Here is a 17,020-nt window from a genome sequence, read left to right as displayed (position 1 = left end):
TCGCGCACGCAACGCAGCCGCGAAGTCGAAGACGGGCTCCGACCGTCAGCCGACGCGCACCCGAATCGAGCGGAACGAGACGCCACCTCGCGAATCGCGGAGAACGAGCCACAGCGTGACGTCGCCCGCTTCGTCCGGCGCCGTCCAGCCGTTCTCCGTGTCGGTCGCGAGGTCGGACTCCTCGCGTCCCGTGCTGCCCTCCTCGAAGTGCCCCGCCGTCGCGAGCCACGCCACGCGCATGGCTTCGCGCCGGGGCACGAGAACGCGCGCCGCAGGATCGAAGACGACGTAGCTCTCCGCGCCCTCGCACGTGTCGTCACCGCACGCCGGCCACTCCGCACGGATGCGCAGGCTCGCTCCTCTCGCGACGGTCACGCTCCCCCCATCCGCGATGGCGTCGCTACCTGCGCGGACCGCAGCGAGCTTCGGGTTCACGTTCGGCCGATATCGCCGTTCGAGCTCGGCCACGATGGCCTGCGTCGCCCCGGGGAGACCACAACGCACGCGCACGTCGAAGGACGCATCGTCGAGTCCGGCTCCGCCGACGACTCCTGGTTGGTAATAGCCGCCGGTCGAATCCGGATCCGCAGGCCGCCCCGCAGGCTCGCCCGGTTTGCCGAGCGGACGATCGGGACCGAACAATCGGCACACATCGGAAGGAATCGTCGCGTTCACGGTGATGCCCGCACCGAGGGACGTGCGCCCACCATCGGCATTCGACAAGCACGCGGCGCTGAGCGCCGTCGGCTCGTCGAGCGCCGGTCGCGTGGCACAGAATCCCCATGCCACGGGAGCCACGTCGAGCTGCTGCGAACCGTCTGTGTAGAGCGCACGAAGCACGACGGACTCGCCGGGCTTCGCCTCGGCCGGCTCGCTCTGCACGGCGAGAATGCGCGGGCGATCGACGCGCGAGCGATCGTCGTCGAGCGACGGCTTGCACGCGGCGACGACGAGAGAGGCGAACACGCCCCAGGCGCACGCTTTCGAGGACGACTTCATAGCGACCACTTCGCTCCGAACACCGGCAGGATGGGCAGGCCGGTGATGTATCCCTTGCTGCGGTAGTCCGAGCCGTAGACCACCTCTTCGGGGTTCTCTCGATTCGTCACGTTCTGGACCTCGAGATAAGCCTCGAGATCGCCAACCGGCATCTTGAAGCGCTTGGCGACGCGCAGATCGAGCTGGAAGAACGCCGGAATTCGATCCGTGTTCTGCGCTCCGAAGACCGGCTGCCAGACGTCGCGCCGCGAGTCGTACGTCGCGCGCAGGACGGGCGTACGCGGAAAGCCCGAGGCGAAGCGCGCGCGCGCACCGATCTCGAAGCCTTTCCCGAGGTCGTAGCTCGCGAGGCCCGTGAGCACGTGCGTCTGATCGTAGTCGGAGAGTCGATAGTCGGCGTCGGGCGTGTCCCGCCGGAGGCTCCGCACGATGCCGTAGCTGATCCAACCGGAGAAGCCCGCCGCCTGCGCCTTGCGCAAGAGCATCTGCGCGCCGTAGGAGCGTCCGGCGCCGATGGGAAGGAGCGCTTCGGCGAGAAGCGGCGACGATGCGGGGTTGCGCACCGCGAGGTCCGACTGCGTGACGTAGAAGGCGGTGGTCTCGAGCGACGTCGCAGGAAAGAGGCGCACCGCCGTTCCGGCGAGGAAGTGCTCGGCGGCCGACACGGGGAGCTGTGGATTGCCGAACACCGCGGACAGATCTTCCGGCGCGGGAAGCTGGTGATAGCGCCCCCAACCTGCCTTCACGTCGAGTCGATCGGTCGCCGCCCATCGAACCTGCAGGCGAGGCTCGAGAGCAGCGTCCTGTCGAAACGATCCGAGCGCGGGCGTGTCACCCTCGCGCGGCGTTCGACGGCTCACACTCACGAAGTACGGATCGAAGCGCACGCCAGGAATCACGTGCAGCTTGTTCTCGAAGAGAGAGAAGTCGAGCTCGCCGAACGGCGCCAGGCCCGCGGTGACGACCTTCCACTCGTCGGCGTTGACGCGATCCTGTGGCACTTGTCCGAAGACGTGCACGTCGCCTTCGCGCGGCGGGGTCGTCACCGAGCCGCTACGGCTCACGCGAGCATCGTTGATCTCGGCATCGAGTCCCACGTTCACGACGAGGAACTTCGAGACCTTGTCCTGGTACGACGCGCGAAGTCCATAGACCGTCGCAGACGTCTCGAGCGTCGCCGGAACGTCGCCGAACCGATTCTCGGTGCGACTGCGGTCGAAGCCGAACCAGGGCACGACCGAGACGCTCCCCGCCGCGAGGTCCTTCTCCCAGCGCGCATACACACGCTCGAACGAGGTCTCGCGCGTCTCGCGACGCGTGAGGAGCGGATCGGCGTCGAGGGCGGTGCGCGAGATGCGGTCCGACGAAAGGAGCCCGGTGACGTCGATGCGCTCGTGTGGGCCGAGCGCGAACGCGATGCGTCCTTGCGCGTCGTGGTAGCGAGGGATCGGAAAGAAGTCCTCGGCGTCGCCGTTGGTGAAGGGCTCGATCGCCGTGTGCAGATGACTGCGTCGCGCGGCGAGCTGGACGTTCACGTCTTTGGCGATCGGCGTGCGCACCGAGGCGGCCGCATCGAGAAGATCGACCGCCGCCGACGCGTGGAACTGCTTGTCGTCGGCCCGCCGCGTGCGCACCGTGACGAGGCCGCCGAGGCCACGCCCGTAGGAGGCGCCATAGCCGCCGGGCGCGAGCTCGACGCTGTCCACGAGCTCGGTCGCAACCACCGAGCGCAGACCGCCGCCGTGGTAGAGCCTCGGCAGGCGCACGCCGTCGACGTAGACGCGCGTGTCTTCGGGCGCCGCTCCCCAAACGATGAGCTGACCCGCGCCGACCGACGAGCGGGCAACACCAGGCATGCTCTCGACGACCTTCAGCACGTCGCCCTGCGTGCCGGGAAGACGCCGTCCTTCGTCGGCCGAAACCGTGGAGGCGACGACCTGTTTCGCGAGCGCTGGCGCGGTGACGACGATCTCGAGATCGTCCTTGTCCTCCGAATCCGATGCTCCGGCCGTCACGCCCTGGACCTGGTAGTCGACGTCGACCTTCTTGCCCGCCTCGAACGCCTCCTCCGTTCGCACGGCGGTGAGCGAATCGCCGTCGAGCGCCACGGCATGCGTGCCGGGCGGCACTTCGGCGAAATGAAAGTGCCCTCGTTCGTCCGTGTCCGTCGTCGCGCCCGTATCGAGTCGGACGTGCACCGACGCGAGCGGCTTGCCCGTCGTCCGATCGCGAACCGTGCCCTCGAAGACGGCTGTCTTCGGGACCTCGGGCGTGAGCGTGAACTCGTAGCGATACAGAATCCGAATCGCGGCCGGCTTGCCGTCGATCTCGGCGGGCTCGAAAACGAACGCTCTCGCCGCCGCGAGCGCTGCAGCATCGAAGGCCGGCCCCGACGATTCGACGACCGCGGCTTCCTCCACGGCGCCTGTCGCTCCGATGCCGAGGCGCATGACGACGGCGGCTGCCCTTCCCTGCGCGCGTTCGCTCTCCGGATAGACCGCTTCGACGAACCGAACGAGCTTCGGAGGCTTCGTGAGCTTGGGTGCGGGCGGTTGCCCGTTCGGCGAAGACGAGGGTGGCGCGGACTGCGCGATGGCGAGCCGTTCGCGGCTCGTAACGGCGAGAAACGCGAGTGCGAGTGTTCCGAGAATTCGATGACGACGTACGACCATGATCAAAGCGAGAAACGCATGCCGATCACGAACGTCGACGCCACGGGCTTTCCGCACCTCGTGGAAGGCTCGAAGGTCGCCGCGCGGGCGGCCGCGAGCGCAGCTTCGTCGAGTCCGTAACCAAGTCCTTCGAGAACACGTGCCGACGTCACGTGGCCGTTCGCATCGACCGTGACCTCGACACGAACCTTGCCCGACACGTTGGCTTCGCGAGCCTCACGTGTGAACGCTGGCTGGCTGAGCGTCAGAGCTTTTGCCTTCACCGCGGGCTCTGCGCACGCTTCGGCGACAGGTGCCGCGGGCGCGAGAACCTTCTTCGTGACGGGCGACGAAGCGCTGCTGGCCGGACTCGGACGCCCGCCGCCCGTGGGCACGGCGAGTCCCCCGCCCGTTCCACCCGCCATCGAGAGTCCGAAGTCGGGTGTCGCGTCGCCTTGCCCAAGAGGAGCAGGAGCGGCCGCGGCCGCAGGCGGAGGTTCGGCCGCTGCGGGCGCCGGCTTCGACGGCGCGACCTTCGCCTTCGTCTCCGCGCGACGAGGCTCCTCTTTCAGCGCAGGAGGAGGAGGCGGCGGTGGAGCGGGCGGCGTGGCCGGCTTCTTCGTCGTTTCGATCACGGCCACGCTCACGTTCTCGGACGGACGCGTTCCTTTCAGCGTCGCCACGCCGAGTGCGAGCACGCCATGCGCGCCGAAGCTCACCAGGTAGAGGAGCGAGCCCTTGGTCATGACGGCCTATTCCGCGCGCTCGACGTGAATCGCGAACTTCGCGATCCCTTCGAGCTTCGCGAGGTCGATGACGTGCACCACGGCGCCGTGCGGAACGTCTTGGTCGGCGCTCAGCACGAGGCTCACGTCTTCGTGTTCGGCATGGGCCGTGCGGAGACGGTCGACGAGCACCTTCTCGGTGACCTCCTCGTCGCCGAAGTGCATCTTGCGATCCTTCGTGAGCGTCACCTTCGCCAGCTGCGGCGCGGCATCGTCGGACGTCGCGGTTTTGGGCAGCTCCACCTTCAGACTCTGCGCGACGATGTACGTGGCCGACACCATCATGATCACGAGGAGCACGAGCACCACGTCGACCATCGGCGTCACGTTGATGCCCACGATCGCGCTGCGGCCTCGGCCGGACTGGACTTGCGCGCCCATCGCTCACTCCGCCGCCTGCGCGATGCGCTCGCGCGTGGAGGATGGCGTGCGCGCCTCGGCAGTTCGCAGAGCCGCCGTCACGAGCTTGCTCAGTCCTTGCGTATTGCTCTCGATCTCGCCGATGCGCTTCTGCACGACGTTGTAGGCGACGACCGCGGGGAGCGCGACGAACAGACCCACGCCGGTGGCGACGAGGGCCTCGGCGATGCCGCTCATCACGTTCCCCATCGCCGCCTTCTGTGCACCTCCCGAGAGCTGGTGAAAGGCCTCGATGACGCCGAGAACCGTGCCGAAGAGGCCGACGAACGGCGCATTGTTGCCGAGCGTTCCGAGGAGGTTCGTGCCTCGTTCGAGCTCTTTGCGCGCCTCTCCAAGCTCGCTGTCGACGGCGTCGGACACCGCCTCGGGCCCGCCCGCCTGCCAAGCGAGCGCCGCGAGAACCACACGCGCTTCGATCGACGGGCTCGACGAGAGAACGCGCCTCACCTCGTCGAAGTCCTGGTCGCCGAGATGCAACGCGAGTCGCGCACGAAGCCCTGCCACGTCGTCGCGATGACGGCGAAAGTAGAGCCAACGCTCGAGCATGGCGGTGAACGACACCACCGAGAGAGCGAGCAAGAACCACAGCACCCACGAGCTTCCTGCGAGTGCGACTTTCAAAAGACGATCGACGAGCATGGCCTCCTCCGTTCGGTCCTTGCGCTGCGAAGGACGCTCAAAATGGGATCTCCGTCACGAACGTGCCGAGCTTCGCGCCGCCGTTCGCGTCGACATCGAGCAACGTGCCTCGCTTGGTGATCGAGGGAACGAGCTCCTGGATGGTCGGGTCGCCTGTGACCGTGACCTGCGCTTCGTAGAGCGTGAACGTGAAGTGCACGGGCGCGCTTCCGCACGCGTCGAACAGGTTCGCGTAGACGAGCCACGAGCCCTCGTAAGGAGGCGTCTGGAAGACCAGGTTCTCGCGATTTGCATTGTCGATGACGCAAGCGCCGTTCGAATCGCGGTCGAACGTGCCCACGCCGTTCGCCGCGCCGGCATCCACGTTCGGCGCCACCGTTCGAGGGTTCTTGGCCGAGACCGTACGGCCGTCGGGCGTGACGACGACGAGGTCGAGGTCGACCGGCGAGTCCCACGACAGCGAGAACACGGTCGAGGGCGGCGCGTTCTTCGGATCGCACGCGTTGAGGTTGTCCGGTATCGCGGAGAGCACGCACAGACCGAGCTCGCGCTGCGTTCCCGCGTTGCCCTGCGCGTCGATGGCCACCACGCGCAGGGCGTGGCGTCCGGAAGGGATGTTCGATCCGAAGTCGACGGTCGCCTGCCAGGTGAGCTCGCCGCCGTTCTGTGGATCGGGCGCATCAACGGGAAAAACCCAGTAGCCCGTGCCGAGATCGGCGAAGCCGACGGCCACCGCGACAGCCTCCGTACTCGCGCGACCGACGAGCGACTTGCCGGTCTGGCCGAGACGGACGAGCGTGCTCGCGGCTTCGAGTGAAGTCACGAGCGGCGGCGCGCCCGTGACCCCCTCGGCGACCGGTGGAGCGCCGGGCAACGAGCCGCTCTTGAACGAAGCGCTGCCGACGCGGAGCGGCTCGTCGAGACCGCTCGGCGAAGGCTCGCCCGAACACGAGGCCAGCGCCCCACCGAGGACGAGCGAGAGGAGAACCCCGACCGATGCGAGGAGGGCTGCGAGACCGCGTCCCATCTCAGAGCTCCCCCTGCAAACGGAACGTGAGCCGATTGTTCTTCAAATCGGTCGGCACGCCCTGCCCGTCGCGCGCGAGCGAGTCGACGATGGCGTCGTATTGGACGAGGAACCGAACGCGATCCGGCAGGAGCAATCCGACCATCGGCGAATACGTCTGGATGGCAGCGCTCGCCGGAATCAGCTTGCCAGCTCGCTTGTCGAGGAAGTCGGCATTGGGGTCGTAGCGATCGAGTCGGAATCCGACAACGCCGTAGCGGCTGATTTCCTGGACGAACGCGCCGTAGAAGCCGAACTCGCGAACGTCGGTGCCACTGGCGATGGGGTCGGCGGCGGTGAGGCCGCGGTCGGCGTTCTGCGCGACGAAGACCTCGCCGTAGAGACGGCTCTTGCCGATGGGCGTGTCGAGCGTGAAGCCGAGATCGGCGCCGAACGCCCAACGATTGAAGGTCTGCGAAGGCGTTGCGGCCGTGCCCGGAACGGCGGTGATCTCGCCGCCGTCGACCGAGCCGTTCTCGTTCAGATCGCGCCAGACGACGCTGTTCTTCGTCGCCTCGGTTCCACGATGGAACCCCTTTCCGGTGAGGAAGGACACGCCACCGGTGACGCGGAGCTCGTCCCGCGGGCGGGTCTCGATGCCGACGCGTCCGACGAGATCTTTCGCCGCCGTGGGGTCGCCCGCATAGCGGCCGGGTCGGTCGTCGATCGGCTCGCCGTTGAGCGCGGCAAGGGCGTAGCGGAAGAAAGAGATGCCGCCGGAGAGGCGCACGCCCACGTCCGGCTCGCCTGGAAACAGCGCCAGCGATGCGGTCGACCGCTCCATGAAGTAGCGGCTTCGCGCAGAGTCAGTGAGCTCGTAGCCGAACGGGATCTCGCTGAGACCGCCGGTCAAACGCACCCAAGGGGGCGCGCCCGCCAAGGGGTTGCGCCAGAGAAGCGAAACTTCGGCGCGCCGCAGTCCGAACGACGGACCACGAACCGTGTTGCCATCGACTTCGATGGTCGTCGAGGCCCACGTCCAGGCGCGGTCGACACGGAGCCGAGCGCGCCGGATGCTGAAGCGATCCTGATTGAGCAGTACACCGCCCTGCTGAATCTGATCTTCGGAGGCCTGGTTGGTCTCGTACTGTCCCTGGACGTAGCCCGAGAAGACGAGCCCGAGCGGCCCGGTGACGCCGCTCGTCAAGGAGGGCTCCCGCTCCGCCCGAACACTCGTGGTGTCCGGAGCCTTCGGAGCTGCGCTCGGTGCGGGCGCCTCGGCGGCTTTGGCCTCGAGCGCCCGAATACGCGCCTCGAGCTCGTCTTCGCGGCTCGGTTTGCGAGCCTCGGCGGGAGCCGGTGCGCTCGAAGGCGCCTGGGCATTCGGAGAAACGGGCGTATTTGGAGATAGCGACGCGCCCGGAGGTGCAGGCGCGGGCGTCGGTGTGGCGACGACTTCGACGTCGTCGTCCGCCGACGCGTTCCCTTGCGCCGAGGCAGACGAGACGACGAGCGAGCCGGCAAGGCCGGCAGCGAACGAGAGCCCCCGAAGACGATGGCGCTTCACGGAACGGGCGGAAGCGCTTCACCTGCCTTGTACAACGGCAGACGCGCAGAGTTGTCGAACGGGATGCACTCGCCATCGGTGCATGCGTTGAGGAAGTCGGGGAGCTGCTTCGGTTCACAGAGGTAGCAACCGGCATCACCGAGGCACGACGGGTCCGGAGGCGCCGCGTCTTCCGACGTGCCCGCCTCGGCGGGAGCTGGCGTCGTTTGATGAGGCGGACGGCTCGGTGCCGCTTCTTCCGACGATGACGAACATGCGTTCACGAGAACGGCGATCGAGCCGAGAACGAGGAGGACCAGGGGAAAGCGTTTCATCAGCGGGCCTCGCAAAAGCCGTAGCGGCACACGGGAGCACTCTGGGGGCATGCAGCGTTGTCGGTGCACGCGGTGCACGAATTGGTGCCCGTCGTGACCGACTCGAAGTAACAACCGCACGGCTTTTCCGGCTTGTACGAGCGCACCTCGCCGAGGTCCGTCTCGCGCCACACGTTCATCGCGCACTTGGGAACGTTTCCCGCCTTCGACTCGATGGCGAGGAGGTCGACGCCCGCCGGCGGGTCGACCTCACCGGTGAAGAGACCGATGAAGCTCGCCACGTCCGGATTCACGATCTTCTTCTGCGCGTCTACTTTCGCGAAGAAGTGCAGCGGCGCCCAGAGGTAGTACTGGCCGTTGCGTACGTTGCGCTTGTCGAACGACGTGGCGGTGGAGTCGGGCAAGTACCCGCAGCGCTGACCCTTGTGCTGGTAAGCGAGGATGCGGACGCTCGCACGGTTCGCATCGGCCACTTCCCCCGAGACGAGTCCGAGGGCAGCTTCGGGCTTCGTCGCCTGCGCGACCGCGGTGATCGTTCCGCCGTTCGACTTCGTGTCGATGCCCTTGAACTTCTCGGCGGGAACACCGGTCGCGATCGAGATGAAGAGCTGAGCGGCGGAGTTCGCGTCGCGCCGAAAGAGTTGCGTCTCGTCCACCCAGGGCTGGGCCAGGCCGGTCTGCCCGAAGCCGAACGCGAAGTACGCCGCCTCCGCGCTGATCGAGAGCTGGCTCGACGCCTTCGGCACGATGAGCGTGTAGGCGTTCACCGCTCCGAGAAAGTCCCCGATTCCCTCGGGCAGCGTACCGACGCCCGGACACGACGCCGCCGAGTTGCCCATATTGGCGAAGTCGATCGCCTGCCCCGTGTCGGGCAGCTTGCACGTCTGCTCGGCGCCCGTCGTATCCCAGTAGGTGGCGGTGCCCGTGATGGGCGTGCCCGAGATCAGACCGTTGATGCCGAGGCACGCGCCAGGGGCCTGATAGACGATCGTGCGCGGAGGATTCGCCGCCGCGAGCGCGGCCGCAATCTTACCTAGCAGCGGCTTCGTCGCGCTCCCGCCGAGACCATAGATGGGCGTCGGCTTGTCTGCGCAATTGCCGTCGGCGAACGCCGGGAGCGCCGTGAAGAGCGCGAGGGCGCCGACCGAAGCCGCGAGCGCCCCCCGAATCCACCGCCGCGAAGAAGCTGGAGACGCTCCGAAATCCAGCGAAAACGGCGAAACGGTGGACCTTGTCTTGTTTGACGAACTGACATCCGTTATGTTGGACACATGACCGCGCTAAGCACACGCAGTGCCAGACACTTCGGCGACGTCGGCAACACGGGTTTGCCGACGGAGTCAGGTGTCATTCGTCTCGCCACCGGACAGGCGCCGTCGCCGTCCACGGGCGAGACCGTCGAGTTTGATAGAGCCGCCGTCCAGGATAACGACATGATCATCGCGGGCGACGGCCTGCGCGACGTCCTCGCACGCATCGAGCAAGTGGCGCCTACCAACGCCGCCGTGCTGCTCGAAGGCGAGACGGGCTCCGGCAAAGAGCTTCTCGCGCGCATGGTCCACGCGCGATCGTCGCGCGCGCGCGGTCCCATGCTTCGCGTGAATTGCGGCGCGATCCCCGCCGAACTCGTCGACTCCGAGCTGTTTGGTCACGAGCGAGGAAGCTTCACGGGCGCGACGAGCACACGCCTCGGCTGGTTCGAGCGCGCGGACGGAGGAACGTTGTTCCTCGACGAGGTGGGCGAACTCTCCCTTCCTGCCCAAGTCCGCCTGCTACGGGTCTTGCAAGACGGCACGCTCGAGCGCGTCGGAGGCGGCAAGAGCCTGCGTGTCGACGTGCGTGTCATCACGGCCACTCATCGAAACCTCCGTGCGATGTGCGCTCAGGGCACCTTCCGGGAAGATCTCTTCTATCGAATCGGTGTGTTCACGGTGCGCATCCCACCGCTGCGCGATCGACGCGACGACATCCCTGCTCTGGCATCTCACTTTGCAAAGCGCGCGGGCGTGCGCCTCACCGGCATCCCTCTGGTGCCCAGCGCTTCGGAGCTCGAAGACCTGCAAGACTACCGCTGGCCGGGCAACGTCCGCGAGCTCGCGGCGGTCATCGAACGTGCCGCCATCCTCGGTGGCGGTCGCAAGCTCGAAGTCCGGGCCGCGCTCGGCGACGGCTCCGCCCCTTCGCGCGCACTCGAGACGGGAGACCCCTCGAAAATGAACAGCAACGCGAACCCCGTATCCCTGCCCTCCACGCCCCACGCCAGCGCGTTCCCCACGCTCGAAGAGACGATGCGGGCGCACATCCATCGCGCGCTCGTCCTGACGCGCGGTCGTATCGAAGGTCGAGGCGGCGCCGCCGACATTCTCGGCCTCAACCCGCACACGCTGCGGGGCAAGATGCGAAAGTTGCGGATCGACTGGGCGCGCTTCCGCACGATCGCGGTGGTACCGCAGGCGCTCGATGGCGCGGAACAGGCGATCGGCGTAGCCGCGAACGAAGACGCCCCGTAAAACGCGGGGCTCGCCCGTTGCGGCGGGCAAGCTTCGATGTCAGCGCTCGAAGATCGGGCTCCCCAGAGCCTGAGGTCGCGTTTTCAGAATCGGACGAGCGCGGGTGAGCCGGTGACCGCCGCGCGCTCGCGATCGACTGTGGGCTTGCTCACGAACCAAAGCACCACGCCCGTGGCGAGGAGCGCCGCGCCGGCCGTGATGCTGATCGTCGAGATAGTGGCCATCGACTTCGCCGAATCGAGCGCGTCGAGGCCGTCGCCATCGCAGGTGTGGTTCGCGTCGCAATGGCCGTCGACGACCTTCGACTTGTCCAATGCCAGCGCGCCGGTGACGAGCCCGAGGCCGAGCCCGGCAACGCCGACGCCGCCGGTCACCCACGCCGTGGTGCGGAGCGCGGGGTGCGTCTTCTTGGTCTCCGTCGCATCCGGACCTCCTTTCAGAAGCCCCGGTGCGACGACCAGCGAGCGCTGCTCGCCTTTCGCCAGCGTCACTTCGTAGCGTGCATCGGCACGGCCCTCGGCACGCACCGTCACCACGTGGACGCCTGGGTTCACCGGCAGCGGCGAGCCAAGCGACAAACCTTCGAGCTCCACGCCGTCACGGAGTACCTGCCCCGAGGCACCCGCGGCCAAACGAACGTCGAGCCGCGGCAGCTGCGCCTCGAGTGTTTTCGCCGAGGCGGCGGCCTGCGCGCGCCGAGGATCGTTCGCGTCGAGCCGATCGATGCCCTCGCGGAGATGCTGCCATGCACTCGCGAGGCGGCCGAGCTGCTCTTCGCAATTGGCGAGGTTGAAGAGCGTACCGACGGCGAAATCGAGACGCAGGCTCTCTTCGAAGTTACGACACGCTTCCGCCGGATCGTTCCGAGCTGCCGCGTCGCGACCTCGCTCGAAGAACAGCTGCGCGGAAACTGTGTCGTTCGCGCGAGGTCCTTCGGCGAACGCGGTGCCTACTTCGAAATACGACGCGCCGAGCGCGCCGATGACGACCATCCTGGCGACGAAATGCTTCAAGGCCCCTAACGCGGTCTAGCACGCACCGCGCGAGGGGCCAGAAGGTGTTCGGCGAACGTCGAGCGTTACTTCTTCTTCGGCGGCGCCTTCTTCGTCTCAGGCTTTGCGCTGCCCGCCGGCTGCGCCGCGTTCGGGTCGGACAGGCCACCCTTCGTCACCGCTGCGATGGTCGGGTCGATGGCGGTCGGATCTTCCGACTTGTTGGTGCGGAGCGATGCGAGGCTGTTGAGCGTACCGTTGTCCTCGACGACGACGCCGACGATGCGCTCGCCCGAGCGATCGACGAGGCGGAGGTGGCTCCCGCTGTCCTTCCAGTCGACCGTCGTGGTGTTGATGCCCTTCGCGGCATCGGCGCCCTGGATGCGGCCCGCGGCTCCGAGCTTGCCGTTCATCAGGTTGACGGCTTCGACGAAGGTCTTTCCGAGCTGACCGCTGTCGCCGAGCGGAACCTCGTCGTACATCTTCCAGAGGCGATCGTTGATGAAGAAGAAGTAGCGCTTCTTGCCCTGGCGCTGGACCCACATGAGCGCTTCACGGTTCTTGTACGTGTACTCGCTCTTGATGCCGGTGGCGTCGTAGCCCGTCGGCGTGTCCTTGAACTCGATGAAGCTGCGACCGAAGGCAGCCTTCTGCGTCTCGCGCTCGGCTTCGAGCGCCGTCATCTCCGGACCGACGCGCGCCTTCGCGAGCTTCTCGTCGTAGTCCTTCCAGATCACGCCGCCGGTCTGCGTGTAGACCTTGATGACGTCCGCGTGGCTCATGCCCCACTTGAGTCCGTCCTGCATGGCGACGAGGCTCGAGACCGAAGCGGCCTCGCCCTTCGCGCCAGCCTTCGCCGGAGCCGCACCGCCACCCGAAGCTCCGCCGGGCGGGGGGACGATGATGCCGTCGCTTCCGCCGTTCGACGACGAGCTCGACGAGGAGGAGCCTCCACCGCTCGAACTCGAGCTCGACTCGTTCGAAGCCCCTTCTTCGGTCGGATCGGGCGCTGCCGCCTGCTTGGGTTCCTTGGCCGGCGCGCACGCCGCTGCCATGAGGCCTAGGCTGACGCTGACGACAACACTGAGAGCTCCACGCTTCATGGGTGGGACGGTATCACTCGGGCCAAGGCGCCATCAACAGGAGCTACCGGCGAACCGCGTCTCCAAGGCGTCGAGCGTCCTCGCCAACCGGTACCCGGGCTGGTAAGGGAGAGGCATGGTGCGTTCTAGGCTCCGGGGGTCGATGCGGGCGCTCGCGCTCGCGGGTATTCTCGGAGGGCTCGGTCTCGTCGGGCTGCTGAGCGCCTGCGGCAGCTCGAGCGGGGGGCCGAACTCACCTTCCCGTCCGCTTCCCGCCTACGCGGGTCGATCGGCGACCCTTTTCGACGACACCATCGAGCCGGCCGGGGTCGGCCTGGACTTCCAGAAGGGCTACCAGCCGCGCCACGACCCGCTCGTACGGGAGCGCTCGCAGACGAGCGATGCCGTCATTCGCGTCCGGGTCTCGACCGTGACCGCCAAGAAGGACGGCCCTGAGGTCGTCTACCAGCTGGGCTTGCATACGGTCGAGAAGGTCGCCGGCGAGAACCCGCCCGAGACGGACTTCACCGTCCAGATCACCAAGTCGAGCGAGTCGCTCGGCATCATGAAGAACTTCGAAAGCCGTCTGGTCGGCTACCCGTTCGTCGCGTTCGTGCGCGAGTTCGTGAGACCCGACGGCGATCGCGAGATTCACTTCCATCTCGCGCCGGATACCAAGGACGTCAAAGTAGCCGTCAGCGATGCACTCGCGCTCGGCGAGCTGAAGTAGAGGAGTCGAGAAGTGGCGATCGAGATCAAGAGCGCAAAAGAGATCGAGGCGCTTCGCGTGGTCAGCCTGATGGCCGCCGAAACGCTCCTGCTCGTCGGTGAGAAGCTCCGCGTCGGCATGACAACGGACGAAATCAACACGATCGTCCACGAGGACACGATCCGTCGCGGCGCGCGTCCCTCCCCGCTCAACTACCGGGGCTTCCCGAAGAGCGTGTGCACGTCGGTCAACGAGGTCGTCTGCCACGGCATCCCCGGACCGCAGGTCCTCAAGGACGGCGACATCATCAACGTCGACGTGACCTCCTTCTTCGGAGGCTTCCACGGCGACACGTCGGCGACCTTCTACATCGGCACGCCGAGCCCCGGCGCCCGCAAGGTGACCGAGGTGGCGCGCAAGGCGCTCGAGCTCGGCATCGCGCAGGTCAAGGACGGCGGACGCCTCGGCGACATCGGCGCAGCCATCCAGGAGTACGTCGAGGGCGAAGGCTGCAGTGTCGTCAAAGACTTCGTCGGGCACGGCATCGGCCGTCGCTTCCACGAAGATCCGCAGGTGAAGCACTACGGCAAGCGCAACACGGGCGAGCGCATGAAGGCCGGGATGGTCTTCACGATCGAGCCGATGGTGAACCTCGGTCGCTTCGAGGTCGACATCGATCCGAAGGACAAGTGGACCGTCACCACCGCCGACGGCTCGCTCTCCGCGCAGTTCGAGCACACCATCGTGGTCACGAAGACGGGTTGCGAGGTTCTCACGAAGCGCCCGAAGCCGCTTCGCCTGAGCGAGAACATCGCGACCATTTTTGCGTGAGAAGCTTCGCCTGAGAAGCTTCGCCTGATGCGCGGAAGGCCGTCACGTTGCACACGTGGCGGCCTTCGCGTTTTCGGGCCCAGTCCTACTTCTTCGCGCCGAGCAGCTCGACGGCGGCGCGGCGCGCGGCCTCGCCCACCTTCACGCCGCCGATCATGCGCGCGATCTCCTCGACGCGCTCGCTGGCAGACAGGCGCTTGAGCGTGCTCGTAGTGCGGCCCTTCACTTCGGTCTTTCCGACGACGAAGTGCTGATCGGCGAGCGCCGCGATCTGCGGGAGGTGCGTGATGCAGAGCACCTGGCGATGGCGTGCGACGTCGGCGATGGCGCGGCCGATGACCTCGGCGATCGCGCCCGAGACGCCTGCGTCGACCTCGTCGAAGACGTAGAGGCCGGCGGGCCCCTTCTCGGCGAGGACACGCTTGAGGGCGAGGAGCGCGCGAGAGAGCTCGCCGCCGGAGGCAATCTTGCGGAGCGGTCGGGGATCTTCCCCCTTGTTCGGCGCGATCAAGAACTCGACGCGATCGATGCCGCTCGACGTCAGGCGCGCGCCATCGACGAGGGGCAGCTCGCCGGCTACGGGCGCTGGCACCGGCGAAACGTCGACGACGACGCGCGCGCGGCCCATGCCGAGACCACCGAGCTCACGACCGATGGAATCGGCGAGGTTCGCGGCCGCATCCCGGCGCTTGCGAGAGAGACCGCGGGCCTCGACGGCCACGGTGGAGAGCAGGTCGTCGCGCTTGGCTTCGAGCTCGGCGAGGAGGTCCGACGCGCCCGCCAGCTGATCGAGCTGGCGCTTGAGGTCGTCGCGGTGCGCGAGCAGTTCGTGGGTGGTCGGACCGTGCTTGCGGAGAAGCTTCTGAAGGCGGAACCAGCGGTCGTCGACCTCGGCGAGGCGCTCGGCGCTCGTCTCGATGCCGGAGGCGTAGCGCGAGAGCGCCCGCGCTGCGTCGGCCAGCTCTTCGCGCGCGCTCTCCACCGCGCGCGCATGCGGGGCGAGCGTCTGGTCGATGGCGGCAGCCGCATCGAGCTCGGAGGAGATGCGCGCGAGCTGATCGCACACCGTGTCGTCGCCCTCGTACAGGCGATCGGCCGCGGCCTGCGTCGCCGTCTGCAACTTCTCGGCGTGACGAAGACGCGCGCGCTCGCTCTCGAGCTCCGTCTCTTCGCCGAGGGACGGGTCGAGGTCCTCGATTTCGCGATACTGGAACGCGAGGAAGTCTTCGCGCTCGGCGCGATCGCGCTCGGCCTCACGCACCTTCTCGATCTCGCGGACGATGCCGGACAGCTCGGCAACCTTCTCGGCCAGCGAATCGCGCTGGATATCGAGCTTGCCGAAGGCGTCGAGGTATTCGAGGTGCGTGCCCGGATCGGTGAGGCTCACGCTCTCGTGCTGCGAGGCGATATCGCAAAGATCCGGGGCGAGCTCCGCGAGCTGGGCGGCAGTCGACACCTTGCCGTTCAAGAACGCGCGGCTGCGCCCTTCCGCCTGGACGACACGCCGAACGACGAGCTCACCGTCGCACGGGACCCCCGCCGCCTCGAGCTTGTCTGCGACGCGCGAGCCCGCTTCGACTTCGAAGAGCGCTGCGACTTCCGCTTCACGCGTGCCGCTTCGGACCGCGTCGGGCCGGGCACGTCCACCGAGGACGAGCGCGAGCGCGTCGATGACCATCGACTTGCCGGCGCCCGTTTCGCCCGTCAGGACATTGAACCCCGGGCCGAGCTCGACGACTTGGTGCTCGATGAGGACGACGTTGTCGATCGTGATCGAATGCAGCATCGGATCGACGCGATCGATTACTCCAACGGCCGCCGGCATTCCAGCGGTGTACGCTGGGAGTCGGCATGACCACACGCCTCCTCTTCATTCGTCACGGGGAAACGACACTCTCGGCCGAGGACCGGTTCGCGGGGCGCACCGACGTTCCGCTGTCCGACCGAGGAAAAGAGCAAGCCCGCGCGCTCGGCGTGCGACTCGGGCAGGAGAAGCTCGCGGCCATCTACGCGAGCCCCCTCGGGCGGACGATGGAAACGGCCACGTTGGTGGCGAAGGCGCACGGGCTCACGCCGATTCCCGAGCCTGGCCTGCGGGAGATCGACCATGGGCGCTGGGAGCAGCTGACGCGCGCCGAGGTCGAGACGAAGTATGCCGACGAATACACCGCCTGGGAGCAGGATCCGTTCACCTTCGCGCCCGAGGGGGGAGAGTCCGGGCTTGCGGTGACCGCCCGTGCCCTGCCGGCGCTCCGGAAGATCGTCATGCATCACGGTGGGGCTACGGTCGCGCTCGTCTCGCACAAGGCGACGATCCGCCTCGTCCTGGCGAGCCTCCTCGGCATCGACGCCCGAGGCTACCGCGACCACCTCGACCTCTCGCCCGCGTCACTCAGCATCCTCGACTTCAAGGATCCGGTCCGCGCGCGTCTCATGCTCTACAACGACACCTCCCACTATGCGAACTGGCCGCGGAGAGCAGAGAACCGACTCTCCAAGTGGTGACACGGTGAGC

General features: G+C 67.4%; 16 protein-coding genes. 4 read left to right on the top strand and 12 right to left on the bottom strand.

All coding sequences use genetic code 11. The features are described 5' to 3' along the window. Positions 1-45: 45 nt before the first annotated feature. From AKJ09_RS37125 to AKJ09_RS37085, 9 genes are read right to left on the bottom strand one after another with little or no spacing between them, the layout of a single operon-like run. On the bottom strand, positions 46-999 hold the full coding sequence (locus AKJ09_RS37125; protein ID WP_146652581.1) for a hypothetical protein: 954 nt from the start codon (positions 997-999) through the stop codon (positions 46-48). Further along, positions 996-3,671, bottom strand: coding sequence for a TonB-dependent receptor domain-containing protein (locus tag AKJ09_RS37120; protein ID WP_146652580.1), 2,676 nt, complete (start codon positions 3,669-3,671; stop codon positions 996-998). The genes AKJ09_RS37125 and AKJ09_RS37120 overlap by 4 nt, the downstream gene beginning before the upstream one ends. A 2-nt stretch (positions 3,672-3,673) precedes the next feature. Continuing rightward, on the bottom strand, positions 3,674-4,396 hold the full coding sequence (locus AKJ09_RS37115) for an energy transducer TonB (RefSeq protein WP_146652579.1): 723 nt from the start codon (positions 4,394-4,396) through the stop codon (positions 3,674-3,676). Between the two features lie 6 nt (positions 4,397-4,402). Next, on the bottom strand, positions 4,403-4,816 hold the full coding sequence (locus tag AKJ09_RS37110; RefSeq protein WP_146652578.1) for an ExbD/TolR family protein: 414 nt from the start codon (positions 4,814-4,816) through the stop codon (positions 4,403-4,405). Positions 4,817-4,819: 3 nt separating this feature from the next. After that, on the bottom strand, positions 4,820-5,494 hold the full coding sequence (locus AKJ09_RS37105) for a MotA/TolQ/ExbB proton channel family protein (protein ID WP_146652577.1): 675 nt from the start codon (positions 5,492-5,494) through the stop codon (positions 4,820-4,822). 37 nt (positions 5,495-5,531) lie between these two features. Further along, positions 5,532-6,521, bottom strand: a complete 990-nt coding sequence (locus AKJ09_RS37100) for a YfaP family protein (protein ID WP_146652576.1) — start codon at positions 6,519-6,521, stop codon at positions 5,532-5,534. 1 nt (position 6,522) lies between these two features. After that, positions 6,523-8,067 (bottom strand): hypothetical protein, encoded by a 1,545-nt coding sequence (locus AKJ09_RS37095; RefSeq protein ID WP_146652575.1) that lies wholly within the window; start codon positions 8,065-8,067, stop codon positions 6,523-6,525. Continuing rightward, the gene (locus AKJ09_RS37090) at positions 8,064-8,381 is read right to left on the bottom strand and encodes a hypothetical protein (protein WP_146652574.1); all 318 of its coding nucleotides are present in this window, start codon (positions 8,379-8,381) and stop codon (positions 8,064-8,066) included. Before AKJ09_RS37090 ends, AKJ09_RS37095 begins: the two co-directional genes overlap by 4 nt. Continuing rightward, the gene (locus AKJ09_RS37085) at positions 8,381-9,652 is read right to left on the bottom strand and encodes a hypothetical protein (protein ID WP_146652573.1); all 1,272 of its coding nucleotides are present in this window, start codon (positions 9,650-9,652) and stop codon (positions 8,381-8,383) included. The genes AKJ09_RS37090 and AKJ09_RS37085 overlap by 1 nt, the downstream gene beginning before the upstream one ends. Here AKJ09_RS37085 and AKJ09_RS37080 point away from each other — a divergent pair, their 5' ends adjacent. Further along, the gene (locus AKJ09_RS37080; RefSeq protein ID WP_146652572.1) at positions 9,653-10,891 is read left to right on the top strand and encodes a sigma-54 interaction domain-containing protein; all 1,239 of its coding nucleotides are present in this window, start codon (positions 9,653-9,655) and stop codon (positions 10,889-10,891) included. An 83-nt stretch (positions 10,892-10,974) separates the two neighbouring features. Here the strand turns inward: AKJ09_RS37080 and AKJ09_RS37075 are convergent, their stop codons facing one another. Continuing rightward, on the bottom strand, positions 10,975-11,904 hold the full coding sequence (locus tag AKJ09_RS37075; RefSeq protein ID WP_146652571.1) for a tetratricopeptide repeat protein: 930 nt from the start codon (positions 11,902-11,904) through the stop codon (positions 10,975-10,977). A gap of 65 nt (positions 11,905-11,969) precedes the next feature. Further along, entirely contained in the window at positions 11,970-12,986 is a 1,017-nt protein-coding gene (locus AKJ09_RS37070; RefSeq protein ID WP_146652570.1) for a hypothetical protein, read from the bottom strand. A 115-nt stretch (positions 12,987-13,101) separates the two neighbouring features. On the opposite strand from AKJ09_RS37070, the gene AKJ09_RS37065 reads away from it, so the two are divergent. Both AKJ09_RS37065 and map read left to right on the top strand, forming a co-directional pair. Then, on the top strand, positions 13,102-13,695 hold the full coding sequence (locus tag AKJ09_RS37065; protein WP_146652569.1) for a cobalamin ABC transporter substrate-binding protein: 594 nt from the start codon (positions 13,102-13,104) through the stop codon (positions 13,693-13,695). A 12-nt stretch (positions 13,696-13,707) separates the two neighbouring features. Further along, on the top strand, positions 13,708-14,505 hold the full coding sequence (gene map / locus AKJ09_RS37060; RefSeq protein ID WP_146652568.1) for a type I methionyl aminopeptidase: 798 nt from the start codon (positions 13,708-13,710) through the stop codon (positions 14,503-14,505). 85 nt (positions 14,506-14,590) lie between these two features. Here map and recN read toward each other — a convergent pair whose 3' ends face one another. Then, positions 14,591-16,330: a DNA repair protein RecN gene (gene recN, locus AKJ09_RS37055; protein ID WP_240488715.1), complete on the bottom strand. Its 1,740-nt coding sequence runs from the start codon at positions 16,328-16,330 to the stop codon at positions 14,591-14,593. A gap of 26 nt (positions 16,331-16,356) precedes the next feature. Between recN and AKJ09_RS37050 the strand changes: the two genes are divergently transcribed. Next, complete coding sequence (locus tag AKJ09_RS37050; RefSeq protein ID WP_146652567.1) at positions 16,357-17,010, top strand: histidine phosphatase family protein; 654 nt, start codon at positions 16,357-16,359, stop codon at positions 17,008-17,010. The last annotated feature ends 10 nt before the right edge of the window (positions 17,011-17,020 follow it).

The sequence above is a fragment of the Labilithrix luteola genome (assembly GCF_001263205.1).
GTDB classification, from domain to species: Bacteria; Myxococcota_A; Polyangia; order Polyangiales; family Polyangiaceae; genus Labilithrix; species Labilithrix luteola.
The sequence above is the reverse complement of the archived record's forward strand: the minus strand, read 5'-3'. Positions and strand labels throughout refer to the sequence as shown.

Bases quoted from the DNA above. Each gene is read 5' to 3' on its own strand.
- AKJ09_RS37120 (WP_146652580.1), bottom strand. From the start codon at position 3,671: ATGGTCGTACGTCGTCATCGAATTCTCGGAACACTCGCACTCGCGTTT.
- AKJ09_RS37050 (WP_146652567.1), top strand. From the start codon at position 16,357: ATGACCACACGCCTCCTCTTCATTCGTCACGGGGAAACGACACTCTCG.
- AKJ09_RS37070 (WP_146652570.1), bottom strand. From the start codon at position 12,986: ATGAAGCGTGGAGCTCTCAGTGTTGTCGTCAGCGTCAGCCTAGGCCTC.
- recN (WP_240488715.1), bottom strand. From the start codon at position 16,330: ATGCCGGCGGCCGTTGGAGTAATCGATCGCGTCGATCCGATGCTGCAT.
- AKJ09_RS37100 (WP_146652576.1), bottom strand. From the start codon at position 6,521: ATGGGACGCGGTCTCGCAGCCCTCCTCGCATCGGTCGGGGTTCTCCTC.
- AKJ09_RS37125 (WP_146652581.1), bottom strand. From the start codon at position 999: ATGAAGTCGTCCTCGAAAGCGTGCGCCTGGGGCGTGTTCGCCTCTCTC.
- AKJ09_RS37110 (WP_146652578.1), bottom strand. From the start codon at position 4,816: ATGGGCGCGCAAGTCCAGTCCGGCCGAGGCCGCAGCGCGATCGTGGGC.
- AKJ09_RS37105 (WP_146652577.1), bottom strand. From the start codon at position 5,494: ATGCTCGTCGATCGTCTTTTGAAAGTCGCACTCGCAGGAAGCTCGTGG.
- AKJ09_RS37080 (WP_146652572.1), top strand. From the start codon at position 9,653: ATGACCGCGCTAAGCACACGCAGTGCCAGACACTTCGGCGACGTCGGC.
- AKJ09_RS37090 (WP_146652574.1), bottom strand. From the start codon at position 8,381: ATGAAACGCTTTCCCCTGGTCCTCCTCGTTCTCGGCTCGATCGCCGTT.
- AKJ09_RS37065 (WP_146652569.1), top strand. From the start codon at position 13,102: ATGGTGCGTTCTAGGCTCCGGGGGTCGATGCGGGCGCTCGCGCTCGCG.
- AKJ09_RS37115 (WP_146652579.1), bottom strand. From the start codon at position 4,396: ATGACCAAGGGCTCGCTCCTCTACCTGGTGAGCTTCGGCGCGCATGGC.